We start from the raw sequence: 15,820 nt of genomic DNA on the forward strand, positions 1-15,820 counted from the left end.
CACTGCCATGCAAGTCGAACAACTGACCTGTGCCATCGGTGCCGAACTGGTCGGCGTCAAGCTGGCCGACGCCATCCACGACGATGGCCTGTTTGCCGAGATCCGCGCCCAGCTGCTCAAGCATCGCGTGCTGTTCCTGCGTGACCAGGACTTCAGTCGCGCCGAGCATGTGGCCTTCGCCCGCCGCTTCGGCGAGCTGGAGGACCATCCGGTGGCCGGCAGCGACCCGGAGCATCCAGGCCTGGTGCAGATCTACAAGCGCCCCGACCAGCCGATGGACCGCTACGAGAACGCCTGGCACACCGACGCCACCTGGCGCGAGGCGCCGCCGCTGGGCTGCGTGCTGCGCTGCATCGAGTGCCCGCCGGTCGGTGGCGACACCATGTGGGCCAATATGGTGCTGGCCTACGAGAACCTGCCGGCCGACGTGAAGGCGAAGATCGAAGGCCTGCGTGCCCGCCACAGCATCGAGGCGAGCTTCGGCGCCGCCATGCCGATCGACAAGCGCCTGGCGCTCAAGGCCCAGTACCCGGACGCCGAGCACCCGGTGGTGCGCACCCATCCGGAAACCGGTGAGAGGGTGCTGTTCGTCAACGCCTTCACCACCCACTTCAGCAACTACCACACTCCCGAGCGCGTGCGCTTCGGTCAGGACGCCAACCCCGGCGCTGCCGACCTGCTGCGCTACCTGATCAGCCAGGCGTACATCCCGGAGTACCAGGTGCGCTGGCGCTGGAAGCCGAACAGCGTGGCGATCTGGGACAACCGCAGCACCCAGCACTACGCCGTCATGGACTACCCGCCGTGCCATCGCAAGATGGAGCGCGCCGGGATCATCGGCGACAAGACCTTCTGATTCACCTTACGTGCACTTAACTGCCGTCCGCCGGCTCGACCCGGCGGGCGCACTACAAGAAAGCCCGAGGACCACAACATGCAATTCTTCGACGATTCCCTGCACCCCGAAAACATGGAAAAGGTGGTTATCACCGTCGCGCCCTACGGCCCGGAGTGGATGCCGGAAGACTTCCCGGAAGACATTCCCCTGACCATGGAAGAGCAGGTGCAAAAGGCCGTCGATTGCTACGAGGCCGGCGCCACAGTGCTGCACCTGCACGTACGCGAGCTGGACGGCAAGGGTTCCAAGCGCCTGTCCAAGTTCAACGAACTGATCGCCGGCGTGCGTGAAGCCGTGCCGGACATGATCATCCAGGTGGGCGGCTCGATTTCCTTCGCCCCGGAAAGCGAAGGCGAAGGCGCCCTGTGGCTGAGCGACGACACCCGCCACCTGCTGGCCGAGCTGACCCCGCGGCCGGATCAGGTCACCATCGCCATCAACACCACCCAGATGAACATCATGGAGCTGCTCTATCCGGAATACCTGGAAGGCACCTCCCTGGCCAACCCGGCCTACCAGGCCGCCTACAGCGAGATGACCGTGCCGGCCGGCCCGGGCTGGGTCGCCGAGCACTTGAAGCGCCTGTGTGCCAACGGCATCCAGCCGCACTTCCAGCTGACCGGCATGCACGCCCTGGAAACCCTCGAGCGCCTGGTGCGCAAGGGCGTCTACATGGGCCCGCTGAACCTGACCTGGATCGGCATCGGCGGCGGCTTCGACGGCCCCAACCCGTTCAACTTCTTCAACTTCATCCACCGCGCGCCGGACGGTTGCACCATCACCGCCGAATCGCTGCTGAAGAACGTGCTGCCGTTCAACGCCATGGCCCTGGCCATGGGCCTGCACCCGCGCTGCGGCATCGAGGACACCATCATCGACCAGCACGGCAAGCGCTTCACCTCCGTGCAGCAGATCCAGCAGACCGTGCGCGTCGCCCACGAGCTGGGCCGTGAAATCGCCAACGGCAAGGAAGCCCGTGCGATCTACCGCATCGGTGAGCAGTACAGCAGCATCGAGGAAACCCTGCTGGCCAACGGCATGGCGCCGAACCGCAAGCCAGGGCAGAAGGGCGTGCCGCAGCGCGGCTGAGCCAGGTCGGGTCGGGAGGCCAGTGGCTTCCCGACCCCCCTACGCTCCATAGCGGTTCTGCAAAGGCTTCACCCTGGGGCGAAGCCTTTGCAGAACCCGGTCAGGCATGACCCATAACAATAATTACCTTCGCCAGACAGACATAAGGAGGCAGCATGGCCGCCTACCACCCCACCGCCGACGACGGCGAAGACACCTCGATCGGCATCCCGCGCCGCTATGCCTGGATCGTCTTCGCGCTGACCTTCGGCCTGCTGATCTCCGACTACATGTCGCGGCAGGTACTCAATGCCGTGTTCCCGCTGCTGAAAGGCGAATGGGCGCTGTCCGACAGCCAGCTCGGCCTGCTCAGCGGCATAGTCGCGCTGATGGTCGGCCTGCTGACCTTCCCGCTGTCGCTGCTCGCCGACCGTTTCGGCCGGGTCAAGAGCCTGGCGATCATGGCCGTGCTGTGGAGCATGGCCACCCTTGGCTGCGCGCTGGCGCAGAACTACGAGCAGATGTTCATCGCCCGCTTCCTGGTCGGCGTCGGCGAGGCGGCCTACGGCAGCGTCGGCATCGCCGTGGTGGTGTCGGTGTTCCCCCGCGAGATGCGCGCCACCCTGTCCGGCGCCTTCATCTCCGGCGGCATGTTCGGCTCGGTGCTGGGCATGGCCCTCGGCGGGGTGATGGCCCAGCACTTCGGCTGGCGCTGGGCGTTCGCCGGTATGGCCTTGTTCGGCCTGGCGCTGGCGCTGCTCTATCCGGTGATCGTCCGTGAAGCGCGCATTGCGCCCCAGCGTGTCGCCGACGCCGCCAGCAAGGCGGCGCTCAAGGCCCAGCGCCCGCTGCGCACCCTGTACTCAAGTCGTTCGGTGATCTCGGCCTATGTCGGTAGCGGCCTGCAGCTGTTCGTCGGTGGCACCGTGATCGTCTGGATGCCGAGCTTCCTGAACCGCTACTACGGCATGGGTACCGACCAGGCCGGCGGCGTCGCCGCCATCATCGTGCTGTGCAGCGGTGTCGGCATGGTCCTCTGCGGCATGCTCAGCGACCGCATGTGCCGCAACCGCCCGGACCGCAAGATCAGCCTGGCGATCGCCTACTGCCTGGGCAGCTGCCTGCTGCTTTCGGTGGCCTTCGCCTTGCCGGTCGGCCCGGCCCAACTGGTGATGATCTGCCTGGGTATGTTGATCGCCGCCGGCACCTCCGGCCCGGCCGGCGCCATGGTCGCCAACCTGACCCACTACACCGTGCACGGCACCGCGTTCGCCACCCTGACCCTGGCCAACAACATGCTGGGGCTGGCCACCGGCCCGCTGCTCACCGGCAAGGTCTCCGACCTGATCGGCCTGGACAACGCCTTCCAGCTGGTGCCGCTGGTCAGCATCGGCGCGGCAGCGGTGTTCTTCTACGCCAAGCGTTACTACCTCGACGACATGGCCCGCCTCAAGGACAAGGGCGTCGACGATTCGGCGACCGAGGCTGTGCTGGAGGTGCAGTCGTGAGCCGCAGTCTGCATATCGAGGTGTTCTTCGACTTCATCTGCCCCTGGTGCCTGATCGGCATGCGCCAGCTGGAGCGCGCGCTGACCGAGCTGCGCGCCAGCCAGCCGGATGTCGAGGTGAGCCTGGAGTGGCACGGTGTGCAGTTGCTGCCCGACATGCCGGTCGCCGGCCTGCCGTTTGCCGAGTTCTACTTGCGCCGGCTGGGCAGCGAGCAGGCCGTGCAGATGCGCCAGGCCCAGGTCCGCGAGGCGGCTGCGGCAGCCGGGCTGAACATCGACTTCGCCCGCATCCTGCGCATGCCCAATACCGCCGATGCCCATCGCCTGCTGCAGCGTGCCACCGCGCTGGGCAGTGCGGAACAGGTCGAGGCCCTCCTGGAGCGGCTGTTCGCCGCCTACTTCCACAATGGCGAGAACCTCGGCGATCCCGCCACCCTGCGGGTCATCGCCGAAGACTGCGGTTTCGCGCCTGTGGACCTGGTCGACAGCCTGCGCGGCGACGGCAGTCCCTTCTTTGGCGATGAGGCCGGCATGGCCGCCAACGGCGTGCCGTATTTCGTCTTCGACCGCCGCCTGGCGGTATCCGGCTCGCAGTCGACCGAGGTGCTGCTCGGTGCCATGAACGCAGCCCTGGCCCGTTCGGCGAGACAGCAGGCATGAGCCGGCGCATCGCGGTTGCGGCCGAGAAGGTCCCGGCGCTCGGCATGCGCACGCTGGTCGAGTCCGACGGCAAGAGCCTGGCGCTGTTCAACGTCGACGGCCAGTTCTATGCCATCGACGACAGCTGCCCGCATCAGGGCGCCTCGCTGTGCGGCGGCCGTCTGGAGGGCAAGGTGATCCAGTGCTGCGCCCACGGCCTGCGCTTCAACCTGGCCAGCGGCTACCTGCTCAACTCGACCGCGCTCAAGGTCGCCAGCTATCCGGTCGAGGTCCAGGAGGACGGCCGGGTGTTCATCGTCATCGCTTCCGAGGAGTCCGCGCCATGAGCGCCATCGCTCTCGTTTCCATCAACAGCCGCGTGCGCGAACTGGCGCCCGGCTTCATGGTCAGCCTGATCGTCGCCGCGGCGGCGACCTTCCTCTCCGAGCATTACGACGCGCCGGTCATGCTGTTCGCCCTGCTGCTCGGCATGGCGCTCAACTTCCTGTCCGCCGACGGTAAGTGCAAGGCCGGCATCGAGTTCACCGCGCGCACCGTGCTGCGCATCGGCGTGGCCCTGCTGGGCATGCGCATCACCCTGGAGCAGATCGCCGGACTCGGCTGGAAGCCGGTGGCGCTGGTGGTGATCCTGGTGGCGGTGACCATCAGCGTGTCGGTGGTGGCGGCCAAGGCGCTCGGCTTCCAGCGCCTGTTCGGCATGCTCACCGGCGGCGCCACCGCCATCTGCGGCGCTTCGGCCGCGCTGGCGCTGGCCGCCGCGCTGCCCAACCACCCGCAGAAGGAGCGCGCCACCCTGTTCACGGTGATCGGGGTATCGGCGCTGTCGACCATGGCGATGATCGTCTACCCGATGATCGCCAACTGGTTCGCCCTGTCGCCGCAGGAGGCCGGGGTATTCCTCGGCGCCACCATCCACGACGTCGCCCAGGTGGTCGGCGCCGGCTACAGCATGTCCCCGGAGACCGGCGACACCGCCACCGTGGTCAAGCTGATGCGCGTCGCCATGCTGCTGCCGGTGATCGTCTGCGCGGCGATGATCACCCGCATGCAAGGTGCCGACCCGACCGGCAAGCGTCCGCCGCTGCTGCCCTGGTTCGCCGTCGGCTTCTTGATCCTCGCCTGCGTCAACAGCACCGGCTGGGTGCCGACGCTGGTGCAGGGCGGGGTCAACGAGCTGTCGCGCTGGTGCCTGGTCATCTCGATCAGCGCCCTGGGCATGAAGACCCAACTCAAGGAGCTGGCCTCGGTGGGCATCAAGCCGATCCTGCTGATGGTGGGCGAGACCGTCTTCCTGGTCGCGCTGGTATTGGCGCTGATGCACTGGGGCCTGTGATCGCAGGGCAATCGTAGGGGCGAATTCATTCGCCAAATTGCCTCGCCAAGGCGAATGAATTCGCCCCTACAGCGGACTCCCGGGCTGCGTGTAATCAACAAGAAAGAGACGATGCGATGAACAAGCTTTATCCCAACGCCCACGCCGCCCTCGACGGGCTGGTCGAGGACGGCATCACCCTGGCGGTCGGCGGCTTCGGCCTGTGCGGTATCCCCGAGGCGCTGATCGAGGCGCTGCGCGAGACCGGCAAGAAGGACTTCACCATCATCAGCAACAACTGCGGGGTGGACGACTTCGGCCTCGGCCCGCTGCTCTACAGCCGGCAGATCAAGCGGATGATTTCCTCCTACGTGGGCGGCAACAAGGAGTTCGAGCGCCAGTACCTGGCCGGCGAGCTGGAGCTGGAGTTCACCCCGCAGGGCACCCTGGCCGAGAAGCTGCGCGCCGGCGGCGCTGGCATCCCGGCGTTCTTCACCCGCACCGGCTACGGCACCCTGGTCGCCGAGGGCAAGGAGACCCGCCAGTTCGACGGCCACTGGTACGTCATGGAACGTGCGCTGACCGCCGACGTGGCGCTGATCAAGGGCGCCAAGGCCGACAAGGCCGGCAACCTGGTGTTCGACAAGACCGCGCGCAACTTCAACCCGCTGTGCGCCAAGGCCGGCAAGGTGTGCGTCGCCGAGGTGGAGGAGATCGTCGAGATCGGCGAGCTGGATCCGGACCAGATCCACCTGCCGGGCATCTACGTGCAGCGCCTGGTGCTCAACGCCAACCCGGAAAAACGCATCGAAGTCCGCACGGTGAGGAACTGAACATGGCCTGGACCCGCGAAGAAATGGCGCAGCGCGCCGCCCAGGAGCTGCAGGACGGCTTCTACGTCAACCTCGGCATCGGCCTGCCGACCCTGGTGGCCAACTACATTCCCGAGGGCATGGACGTCTGGCTGCAGAGCGAGAACGGCCTGCTCGGCATCGGCCCGTTCCCGACCGAGGAGGAGGTCGATGCCGACCTGATCAACGCCGGCAAGCAGACCGTCACCACCCTGCCGGGCAGCAGCTTCTTCGACAGCGCGGAAAGTTTCGCGATGATCCGTGGCGGCCACATCAACCTGGCCCTGCTCGGCGCCATGCAGGTATCGGAGCAGGGCGACCTGGCCAACTGGATGATTCCCGGCAAGCTGGTCAAGGGCATGGGCGGCGCCATGGACCTGGTGGCTGGCGTGCGTCGCGTGGTGGTGCTGATGGAGCACACCGCCAAGAACGGCGACCACAAGATCCTCGCGCGCTGCGACCTGCCGCTGACCGGCGTTGGCGTGGTAGATCGCATCATCAGCGATCTGGCCGTGCTCGACGTTACCGAGCAGGGCCTGAAACTGGTGGAGATGGCCCCGGACGTCGACTTCGACGCACTGCAGGCCGCTACCGGCTGCAACATCCTGCGCTGATCGGCCATTCTACCGCTTTCCCTGGCGGCGTCCCTGATGGGCGTCGTCGGGAGCGCGTGCCCGGCACCATGCCGGCCTCCGCCGATCCCTGAATCGGCCGCATGACCTGAATAACAACAAAAGAAGAGGGAAGGGACTATGCGAAGCAAACTGCTGCTCTGTGCACTGCTTGTGCTGACCTCGCAGGCCCAGGCCGACCAACGCAGCGCGTTGCAGTTGAGCGAGCTGGACAGCCGCAGCCAGCTGCTCGGCGCCAGCGCCATGCTCTACTTCGACCCCAAGGATCGCACGCCCGATCCACGCCAGCTCACCTCGGTATTCCAGCACCTGCGCACGCTGCAGACCGACGTGCAGCAGCTCGGCCAGCCACCCGAGCTGGCCGGGCCGGTGCAGGCCATGCAGCAGGTGTTCACCCAGCTAGAAGGCCTGCCCGCGGTGCGCCGGCGGGAGTATCCGCTGCTGGTGCGGCAACTGCTGGTCCACCAGCGCGATCTGCGCAAGGCGACGGACGCCGCCTTTGCCCGCGAGCAGCGCGCACTGTCCGACGAGGCTTCCGCACTGCTGTTCAGCGAGCAGAGCCGGGCGCTGGCCAGCTTCCTGTTCGACTACCAGTTGCGCCATTACCCCGTGACGGACAAGGCGCAGTGGCTGCTGTCGGCCGAGCAGCTGCGGACCTTGGACCTGGATATCGAGGAGCGCTTCACCCTGCTGAGCCAGCGGCATGCCGAGCACGGCGAAGCCCTCGACAAGATCCGTGGCAGCTACCAGTTCGTGCGCAGCCAGTTGCAGAAGGCCGGCAAGCGGGCCAACGGCGGCGCCGAGTTCTATCTGGGCCGCGCGGTGATCGATCTGGACGAGCTGGCGCTGACGGTGGCGCAGAGCGCGCCCTGAGCGAATCACTAGGTCTCGCGGCGCGACCTGATGGTCGCGCCCGCGTTGGCCGGTCTGCTGTCCGTTCCACCAGGTTGACTTCCCCGATGCCCAGTTCTTCGCTGTTCGTCCTTCTGGTCTCCGCGCTGGCCGCCATGGGCCAGTTCGCCATCGCCACCTACCTGCCGGCGTTCGACGCCATCGGTGCCGATCTGGCGGCCAGTCCTGACCAGGTGCAGCAGACTCTCACCGCCTATCTTCTGCCCTTCGCCCTGGCCATCGTCTGGCACGGCGCCATCTCCGATGCGCTCGGCCGGCGCAGCTTCATTCTCTGCGCTCAGCTGCTGTTCCTCGCCGGCTCCCTGGTCTGTGCGCTGGCGCCGAGCATCGACTGGCTGCTCGCCGGGCGCGTGCTGCAGGGACTGTCCGCCGGCGTCGGCATCGTGGTCGGTCGCGCCATGCTGCGCGACCGCTTCGACGGTGTGCTGGCGCAGAAGCAGCTGGCCATGGTGGCGATCCTGTTTTCCCTGGCACCGGCGCTGGCCCCGGTCTGCGGCGGATGGCTGCTGCCGCTGGTCGGTTGGCGCGGCATCTTCGCCTTTCTCGCCGTGCTCAGTGCACTGCTCTGGCTGGGTTGCTGGCGCTACCTGGACGAGACCCTGCCGGCGGAGCGGCGTCAATCGTTGCGCCCGCTGGCGCTGACCCGCGGCTTCGTTGGCCTGCTGCGCGACGGCCGCTACCTGCTGGTGTGCCTGGCCAACGCTGGGGTGAACACCGCCATCTACCTGTACGTGCTGGGCGCACCGACCTTCGTCACCCGTCATCTCGGCCTTGGTCCGCAGTCCTTCGCCTGGCTGTTCCTGCCGATCGTCGGCGGCCTCCTGCTCGGTTCCTTCGCTGCTCACCGGGCTGCCGGCCGGCAGGCACCGGAGCGCGCGGTACTGCTCGGCTACGCGCTGATGCTGGCGGCCGCTCTGCTCAACATAGGTGCGGCGCTGTGGCTGCCGGTCGGCGTGCCCTGGTCGCTGCTGGCGCTGCCGCTGTTCGGCTTCGGCCTGATGCTGACCCAACCCGGCCTGCAGTTGCTGGCCCTTGACCGCTTTCCCGAGCGCCGCGGCCTGGCGTCCAGTGGCTATGTGACCATTCAGCAGGCCTCCAACGCGCTGTCGGCGGCCGTGCTGGTGCCGCTGCTACTCGACAGCACGCTCGGCCTCGCGCTGGGCATGGGGGCCCTGGTGGTTCTGGCCCTGCTGGCCTTTGGCCTGGCGCAGGCCGGCGCGCAGCAGGCGCAGTCGATTTCCAAGGAGCAAAACGCATGAAACCTTTCGTACTGATCACCGGCGCCTCTTCGGGCATCGGTCTGGATTGCGCACGTCTGTTGGTCGATGAAGGCTACCGGGTGATAGGCACCGTGCGCCGTCAGGAGGACGGCCTGCGCATCCGCGCGATGCTCGGCGAGGACTTCACGCCGCTGCTGCTGGATGTCACCGATTCAGCAGCGCTGGATGGCGCTGTGGGCCAGATCGGGGCGCTGGTCGGCGACGCCGGGCTGGCGGCGCTGGTCAACAACGCCGGCATCGCCTCGCCCAACGGCCCGCTGCTGCTGCAGCCGCTGGAGGAGATCCGCGGCATGTTCGAGGTCAACCTGTTCGGTCTGCTCGCCGTCATCCAGGCCTTCGCCCCGCTGCTCGGCGCCCGCCAGGGCAGTGCGCGCCCCGGGCGGTTGATCAACATCAGCTCGGTATCCGGGCGGGTGGCCACGCCGCTGACCGGCGCCTACGCGGCCAGCAAGCATGCCGTGGAGGCGTTCAGCGACACCCTGCGCGTCGAGCTGGGCATCTACGGCATCGAGGTGGTGGCCATCGAGCCGGGGCCGATTCGCACGCCGATCTGGGACAAGGCCCGTCCGGACCCGCGCTACCAGGGGACCGACTACGAGGCGGCACTGCACGCGCTGCTCGACCTGGCGCGCCTAAATGCCCGGAAGGGCGCGCCGGTGGCCCGCGTCAGCCAGGCCGTGCTGCACGCGTTGCGTACCCCGCGTCCCAAGCCGCGTTATCCGCTGAACCCGATGTGGCATCTGGCCGCGCTGCTGCCGACCCGCTGGATCGACCGCATCCTGGCCAGGAAGCTGGCGCTGCCGCCGCGCATTTAGCACCAACTCGCTGCCCTGGCGGTACCCGCACGGAGCGGCTGTGCGAAAGCATGCTGTCCGAAAACCTCGCGCTCCCTACCCAGGCCTGAGCGCCGCGCCCAGGCGTGCCGCTACTTGTGCGGCACTATGTTGTGCTGCGCACGCCAGGCGGCCGGCGGCATGCCGAACTGGGCGATGAACCAGCGGGTGAAGGAGCTGGGCATCGAGTAGCCGAGCATGTCGGCGATGCGCCCCAGCGAGTAGCCGGGGTTCTCCAGGTAGCGGATCACCAGGTCGCGGCGCACGCCGTTGATCAGCTCGCTGAAGGTGGCACCGCCTTCCTCCAGGCGGCGCTGCAGGGTGCGCACGTTCATCCCCTGGGTCTGGGCGATCTGCTCGATGGTCGCGCGGCCCATCGGCAGCAGCAGGTAGATGGACTTGCGCACGTCGAACACCAGCGAGTGCTCGTCCTCGGTCTGCAGCGAGTCCAGGTAGCGTCGGGCATGACGCGCCATGGCCTCGTTGGCCAGCGGATTGGCGGCATCCAGGTCGGCGGCGGGGCAGACGATGCCGTTGAACTCGCTGCCGAACTCCAGCTTGCAGCCGAAAATGCGCCGGTGCACGGTCAGGTCGGCCGGTGCCTCGTGGGTGAAATTGACGCTGATCGGGTGCCAGTGCGCACCGAGCAGGGCGGCGCAGAAGCGGTGCATCACGGCGATCGCCAGCTCGATGGCCTGGCGGCTGTGGATCGGCACGTCGGCGACCACTTCCTCGCGAATGATCACGGTCTTGCCGTCTTCTTCGATGAAGATCGCCAGGGAGTCGTTGATCAGATGGCGGTACTGCACGATCACCTGCAGGGCCTCGCGCAGGGTGCGCTGGTGGCTGAGCAGCAGGCTGACCTCGCCGAAATCCGACAGTTGGCGCAGTTCGGCCATGCGCAGGCCGAACGTCTCGCAGCCGCTGACGTGCGCCGACTCCTCGAGCAGGTTGATGGCGGCGGCAACCGGTATGCGCTTGGTGGAATCGCCCAGCTGCGAGGCGCTGAGGCCCGACTGGGACAGCATGTTCTGTACGTTCAGGCCCAGGTGGCGGGCGACTTCCGGATAGTTGGTGAGAATGGCGGCACGGGCTAGGGTGGTCATCTTGTTGTATCCATCACTTCGCAAATGGCGTCCCGCTGCACTGGCGGGTTCGTTACTTATAGCTGCCTTGTCGCCAAATGAGAAGCTATCCGGTGATCAATCCCCAGTAAAGCCCTCGGTCATCAGGCGCCGCTGTCATCAAATGAGAAGTACCTGACGCAGAATGTAAAGCGGCCTGGGGGAGGGCTCTTTACTGTTGATCTCGAAGCATTCGGCTGGTGAGCCGAACTGAATATCGAGAGCAAGGGTGCTGACGTGGAAAAACTGCAAACCGCCGCTACCGTCCTGATCGTCCCTGGTCTGCGCGACCATGTTGCCGAGCATTGGCAGACATTGCTGGAGGCCCGCCTGGACAAGGTCCGCTCGGTGCCGCCGCTGGAGACCGACAAGCTCAGCTGTGCCGCCAGGGTCGAGGCGATCCAGCGCGAACTGGCGCAGATCGATGGCCCGGTGATCCTGGTGGCGCACAGCGCCGGCGTACTGATGGTGGCGCACTGGGCTGCCCGCTACAGCCATGACATCAAGGGCGCCCTGCTGGCCGCTCCGCCGGATCTGGACGCCCAGTGGCCGGAAGGCTACCCGACTCCGGAAACCCTGCGCGCCAACGGCTGGGACCCGCTGCCGAGCGGCCCGCTGCCCTTCCCCAGCATCGTCGCGGCCAGCACCAACGACCACCTGGCCAGCTTCGAGGCGGTGGCGCGCATGGCCGACCAGTGGGGCAGCGAACTGGTCAATTGCGGCGCCGTCGGCCACCTGAATCCGGCCGCGGGCTACGGTCCCTGGCCGCAGGCCGAGCAGTTCGTCGAGGCACTGGATCGTCGGCAGTCCGGCCAATCCTGCTGACGAGACAGGTATTCGCTGAAAGCCAACTATCGTTTGACAAGAATAAAAACAAGCGGAGTCAACAAATGCACAACAACAACCCGACCTCTCAGCCGCTGCGCCTCAGCCTGCTCGCCACCGCGATCATGCTCGCCTCGGTGCCCGCCGTGCAGGCCATCGAACTGGATCTCGGCAACGAAGACTGGTCCGCCCGTTTCGACAACACCGTGAAGTACAACTACGGCGTGCGGACCGAGAGCGCCGACAAGCGCATGCTGGGTACCCCGAACAGCAACGACGGCGACTACAACTTCCGCAAGTCCGGGACCAACATCACCAATCGCGTCGACCTGCTGTCCGAGCTGGACGTGGTCTACAAGAACTCGATGGGCTTCCGCGTCAGCGCCGCTGCCTGGTACGACAAGGCCTACGACAACACCGGCTCCAACTCCAATCCGTTCGTCAACGGCAATGGCGCCACCAGCGGCATGATCGGCCAGCATTTCCAGGTCGGGCCGTTCGCCGCCAACGATGGCAACGTGTTCGGCAGCAGCCACCTGAGCAACTATGCCCAGCGCTACTACAGCGGGCCGTCCGGCGAGATTCTCGACGCCTTCGTGTTCTACAGCACCGAAGTGGGCGAGGAGTCGCTGTTCAGCGTCAAGGCCGGCCAGCACAACGTATTCTGGGGCGAGACCCTGCTCAATCCGGTGCACTCGGTGAGCTACGGCCAGTCCGGCCTGGATCTGGCCAAGCTGGCGGCTTCCCCGGGCACCGAGGCCAAGGAGCTGTTCGTCCCGCGCAACCAGCTGTCGACGACCTTCACCGTCAATCCCGAGCTGACCATCGGCGCCCAGTACTTCCTGGAGTGGGACGCCGCCCGTCTGCCCGAGGCCGGCACCTACTACGGTGGCTCCGACGTAGTTGGCGAGGGCGCGCAGTCCTTCCTGCTCGGCCATACCGCGGTGCCCGCCGGCCTGCTCGGCCCGAATGCGCTGACCAGTGTGCGCCGTGGCCACGATCAGACCCCCGCCGACCGCGGCGATTGGGGCGTGATGGCCAAGTGGTCGCCGGAATGGCTGGACGGCACCCTCGGTGTCTACTACCGCCAGACCTCCGACATCCTGCCGCAGGCCGTGCTGGACGCCGGTTCGCTGACGCTGACGCAAGGCAGCTGCGTAGTTCCGGGCTCCATCCCCGCCACCGGCCTGTGCCGTCTGGTCGACTCGCTGGCCGGCACCAGCTACCAGTTTGCCTACGGCGACGAGATCGACATCTTCGGTCTCAGCCTGTCCAAGGAAATCGCCGGGGTCAGCGTCGGCAGCGACCTGAACGTCCGCCACAACATGCCGCTGGCCAGCATTCCGGCCATCTACAGCCCGCTGCTGGTGAGCGGGGCTCCCGGTCTGCCTGCGCGCAGCGCCGGCACCGGCGTGGTGGGCAGCCTGCCTGGCGAAGGCGACAGCATGAGCGCTACCGGCGACACCCTGCACTGGACCCTCAACGGCCTGATGACCATCGGCGACACCCCGCTGTTCGATGCGGCCACCCTGCTGACCGAGCTGTACTACAGCAACCTGCTGGAGCTCGATAGCGAGAACGAGGCGCTGTACAAGGGCAAGAGCACCTACCGCGGCATCGACAAGCCGACCCGCGACAACTGGGGCCTGGCGGTCAACTTCACGCCGACCTGGTACCAGGTGTTCCCCGGCATCGACCTGAGCGCGCCGATGTCCATCAACGTGGGCCTCGACGGCGTCTCGCCGGTCGCGGCGGGCGGCGCGGAAGATACCGGCAACTACTCCGTCGGAGTGAGTGCCTCCATCTACAACCAATACTTTGTCGACCTGAAGTACGTCGACGCCTTCGGCGATGCCGAGAAGTGCAACGACGGTGCCACTGACGGCGCCACCCCCAACGCTCTCGATGGATCCGAACGCTACACCTGCTACGGCGGCGGTTATGCATCCCTCTCCGGTGGCGGAGCCACCACTGAGGATCGCGGTGCGGTCTACCTGACCCTCAAAACCACTTTCTGATTGGCAAATTGCTTAGGCTCTGAGCTGGAGAACAATAAGATGAAATTCGCACGCACTCTGCTGGCTGCTTCGCTTGCGCTGGCAGCTTCCGGATCGGCTCTCGCAGCGGTATCGGCCGACGAGGCCGCCAAGTTGGGCTCCACCCTGACCGTCATCGGCGCCGAGAAGGCCGCCAATGCCGATGGCTCCATCCCTGCCTACCAGGGCGGCCTGACCACCGCGCCGGCCGGCTTCAAGGCGGGCGATACCTTCCGTCCCGATCCGTTCGCCGACGAGAAGCCGATCCTGGTGATCGACGGCAAGAACGTCGCCCAGTACAAGGACCAGCTGACCGCGGTCACCGCCGAGCTGGCCACCCGCTTCCCGAGCTTCCGCATCGAGGTCTACCCGAGCCACCGTAGCGCCGCGCTGCCCAAGGCGCTGCTCGACAACACCCTGAAGAACGCCACCGGGTCCAAGTCGCTGGAGAACGGCACGGCGATCGAGAACGTGCTGCCGGGCGTGCCCTTCCCTATCCCGCAGAGCGGCGCGGAAGCCATGTGGAACCACCTGCTGCGCTACCAGGGCGTCGCCTACAGCACCAAGTACGATTCCTGGAACGTCGACTCCGCGGGCAGGGCGGCCCTGGCCACCACCGGCATGGCGTTCAACGGCTTCCCGATCTACGAGGATCTGAACAAGGTCATCGACGCCAAGGACGTCTACTTCCAGACCAAGCTGTACTACAGCGGCCCAGCCCGTCGCGCCGGTGAGTCGCTGATGCTCAAGGACTCGGCCAACCCGCTGGCCCAGCCGCGTCGCGCCTGGCAGTACCTGCCCGGCCAGCGTCGGGTGAAGCTGGCGCCGAGCCTGGCCTACGACACGCCGAACCCGGGTACCGCCGGCTCCGGCACCTATGACGACATCTATGTCTTCAACGGCGCACTGGACCGCTACGACTGGAAACTGGTCGGCAAGAAGGAAATGTACGTGCCGTACAACACCTACGCGCTCACCTACGCCAAGGATGCCAAGCAGCTGACCACGGCGAACCACCTGAATCCGGATCTGGTGCGCTGGGAGAAGCACCGCGTGTGGGTAGTGGAAGGCACCCTGAAGGGCGACGCCCGCCACATCTACCACAAGCGTCGCTTCTATCTGGACGAGGACACCTGGAACGCCCTGGCTTCCGATCAGTATGACGCCCGTGGCCAGCTGTATCGCGGCTCCTACAGCTTCTTCACCCAGAGCTACGACGTGGAGACCCCCAACACCGCGCCGCACGTGATCTACGATCTGATTGCCGGCACCTACAATGTCAACGGTGTGGTCGGCCCGTACGGCGGCATCAAGTACATCGAGCCGCTCTCCAAGGCCCAGTGGTCGCCGGAGTCCCTGGCCGGCTCGGGCATCCGCTGAGCGTGATGTGAAAAGTCCCGTTCGGCCCGGCATTCCCCCCGAATGTCCGCCCGGACGGAGGCTGGCGGAGGCCAGCCGATGATCACTTACCGGGCGGCACTGTACGTGCCACCCGGTACGGCTTTCGCAAGAGGACGCGGTAATGGGTTCCTTCAATAAGTTCGCGCTGCTGGCGCTGGGTATCGCGCTGGGTTCGCTGCAGGGCATGGCCCAGGCAGCCACCTTCGTGGATGTGCTGGACTTGCCGGCCCGCTCGAGCGAACTGGCATCGCGCAGCCCGCTGCGCGATGTGGCGCGCGCGGGTGATCGGCTGGTCGCGGTCGGCCTGCGCGGTCACATTCTGTATTCCGAGGATGCCGGCAAGAGCTGGCAGCAGGCCAGCGTGCCGGTCAGCTCCGACCTCAACGCGGTGCATTTCCCCGCCGCCAAGCAGGGCTGGGCGGTCGGCAACGATGGCGTGGTGCTGCACAGCCGCGATGGCGGCGCCAGCTGGGAGAAGCAG

General features: G+C 66.7%; 16 protein-coding genes. 15 read left to right on the plus strand and 1 reads right to left on the minus strand.

All coding sequences use genetic code 11. The annotated features are described in order from the left end of the window. Window positions 1-7: 7 nt before the first annotated feature. From BMZ19_RS11975 to BMZ19_RS12025, 11 genes are all read left to right on the plus strand, one after another. The gene (locus BMZ19_RS11975) at window positions 8-856 is read left to right on the plus strand and encodes a TauD/TfdA dioxygenase family protein (RefSeq protein ID WP_090311185.1); all 849 of its coding nucleotides are present in this window, start codon (window positions 8-10) and stop codon (window positions 854-856) included. Window positions 857-934: 78 nt separating this feature from the next. Beyond that, a complete protein-coding gene (locus tag BMZ19_RS11980; protein ID WP_090311187.1) occupies window positions 935-1,987 on the plus strand; it encodes a beta-keto acid cleavage family enzyme in 1,053 nt (350 codons plus the stop codon). 155 nt (window positions 1,988-2,142) lie between these two features. Beyond that, complete coding sequence (locus tag BMZ19_RS11985; RefSeq protein WP_090311188.1) at window positions 2,143-3,474, plus strand: MFS transporter; 1,332 nt, start codon at window positions 2,143-2,145, stop codon at window positions 3,472-3,474. Continuing rightward, window positions 3,471-4,133 (plus strand): DsbA family oxidoreductase, encoded by a 663-nt coding sequence (locus BMZ19_RS11990; RefSeq protein WP_090311191.1) that lies wholly within the window; start codon window positions 3,471-3,473, stop codon window positions 4,131-4,133. Before BMZ19_RS11985 ends, BMZ19_RS11990 begins: the two co-directional genes overlap by 4 nt. Beyond that, a complete protein-coding gene (locus tag BMZ19_RS11995; RefSeq protein ID WP_090311192.1) occupies window positions 4,130-4,459 on the plus strand; it encodes a Rieske (2Fe-2S) protein in 330 nt (109 codons plus the stop codon). The genes BMZ19_RS11990 and BMZ19_RS11995 overlap by 4 nt, the downstream gene beginning before the upstream one ends. After that, a complete protein-coding gene (locus BMZ19_RS12000; RefSeq protein ID WP_090311193.1) occupies window positions 4,456-5,466 on the plus strand; it encodes a YeiH family protein in 1,011 nt (336 codons plus the stop codon). The genes BMZ19_RS11995 and BMZ19_RS12000 overlap by 4 nt, the downstream gene beginning before the upstream one ends. A gap of 116 nt (window positions 5,467-5,582) precedes the next feature. Further along, a complete protein-coding gene (locus BMZ19_RS12005; RefSeq protein WP_090311194.1) occupies window positions 5,583-6,278 on the plus strand; it encodes a CoA transferase subunit A in 696 nt (231 codons plus the stop codon). A gap of 2 nt (window positions 6,279-6,280) precedes the next feature. After that, the gene (locus BMZ19_RS12010) at window positions 6,281-6,910 is read left to right on the plus strand and encodes a CoA transferase subunit B (protein ID WP_090311195.1); all 630 of its coding nucleotides are present in this window, start codon (window positions 6,281-6,283) and stop codon (window positions 6,908-6,910) included. A 138-nt stretch (window positions 6,911-7,048) separates the two neighbouring features. Then, a complete protein-coding gene (locus tag BMZ19_RS12015) occupies window positions 7,049-7,801 on the plus strand; it encodes a hypothetical protein (protein ID WP_090311196.1) in 753 nt (250 codons plus the stop codon). A gap of 86 nt (window positions 7,802-7,887) precedes the next feature. Further along, entirely contained in the window at window positions 7,888-9,099 is a 1,212-nt protein-coding gene (locus BMZ19_RS12020; protein WP_090311197.1) for a multidrug effflux MFS transporter, read from the plus strand. Continuing rightward, window positions 9,096-9,935 carry an SDR family oxidoreductase gene (locus BMZ19_RS12025; protein WP_090311198.1) on the plus strand — a complete coding sequence of 280 codons (840 nt, stop codon included), beginning with the start codon at window positions 9,096-9,098 and terminating at the stop codon, window positions 9,933-9,935. Before BMZ19_RS12020 ends, BMZ19_RS12025 begins: the two co-directional genes overlap by 4 nt. A 110-nt stretch (window positions 9,936-10,045) precedes the next feature. On the opposite strand, the gene BMZ19_RS12030 is transcribed toward BMZ19_RS12025, so the two are convergent. Continuing rightward, window positions 10,046-11,059, minus strand: a complete 1,014-nt coding sequence (locus BMZ19_RS12030; RefSeq protein WP_090311199.1) for an AraC family transcriptional regulator — start codon at window positions 11,057-11,059, stop codon at window positions 10,046-10,048. A gap of 255 nt (window positions 11,060-11,314) precedes the next feature. Between BMZ19_RS12030 and BMZ19_RS12035 the strand changes: the two genes are divergently transcribed. The 4 genes from BMZ19_RS12035 to BMZ19_RS12050 all read left to right on the plus strand — a co-directional run. Next, window positions 11,315-11,902, plus strand: a complete 588-nt coding sequence (locus BMZ19_RS12035; RefSeq protein ID WP_090311200.1) for an RBBP9/YdeN family alpha/beta hydrolase — start codon at window positions 11,315-11,317, stop codon at window positions 11,900-11,902. Between the two features lie 65 nt (window positions 11,903-11,967). Continuing rightward, window positions 11,968-13,920 carry a DUF1302 domain-containing protein gene (locus tag BMZ19_RS12040; protein ID WP_090311201.1) on the plus strand — a complete coding sequence of 651 codons (1,953 nt, stop codon included), beginning with the start codon at window positions 11,968-11,970 and terminating at the stop codon, window positions 13,918-13,920. 39 nt (window positions 13,921-13,959) lie between these two features. Continuing rightward, window positions 13,960-15,318, plus strand: coding sequence for a DUF1329 domain-containing protein (locus BMZ19_RS12045; RefSeq protein ID WP_090311203.1), 1,359 nt, complete (start codon window positions 13,960-13,962; stop codon window positions 15,316-15,318). Between the two features lie 142 nt (window positions 15,319-15,460). Then, the coding region (locus tag BMZ19_RS12050) for a WD40/YVTN/BNR-like repeat-containing protein (RefSeq protein ID WP_244517183.1) at window positions 15,461-15,820 on the plus strand (360 nt) is incomplete at its 3' end.

The organism is Pseudomonas linyingensis, assembly GCF_900109175.1.
Lineage (GTDB): Bacteria > Pseudomonadota > Gammaproteobacteria > Pseudomonadales > Pseudomonadaceae > Geopseudomonas > Geopseudomonas linyingensis.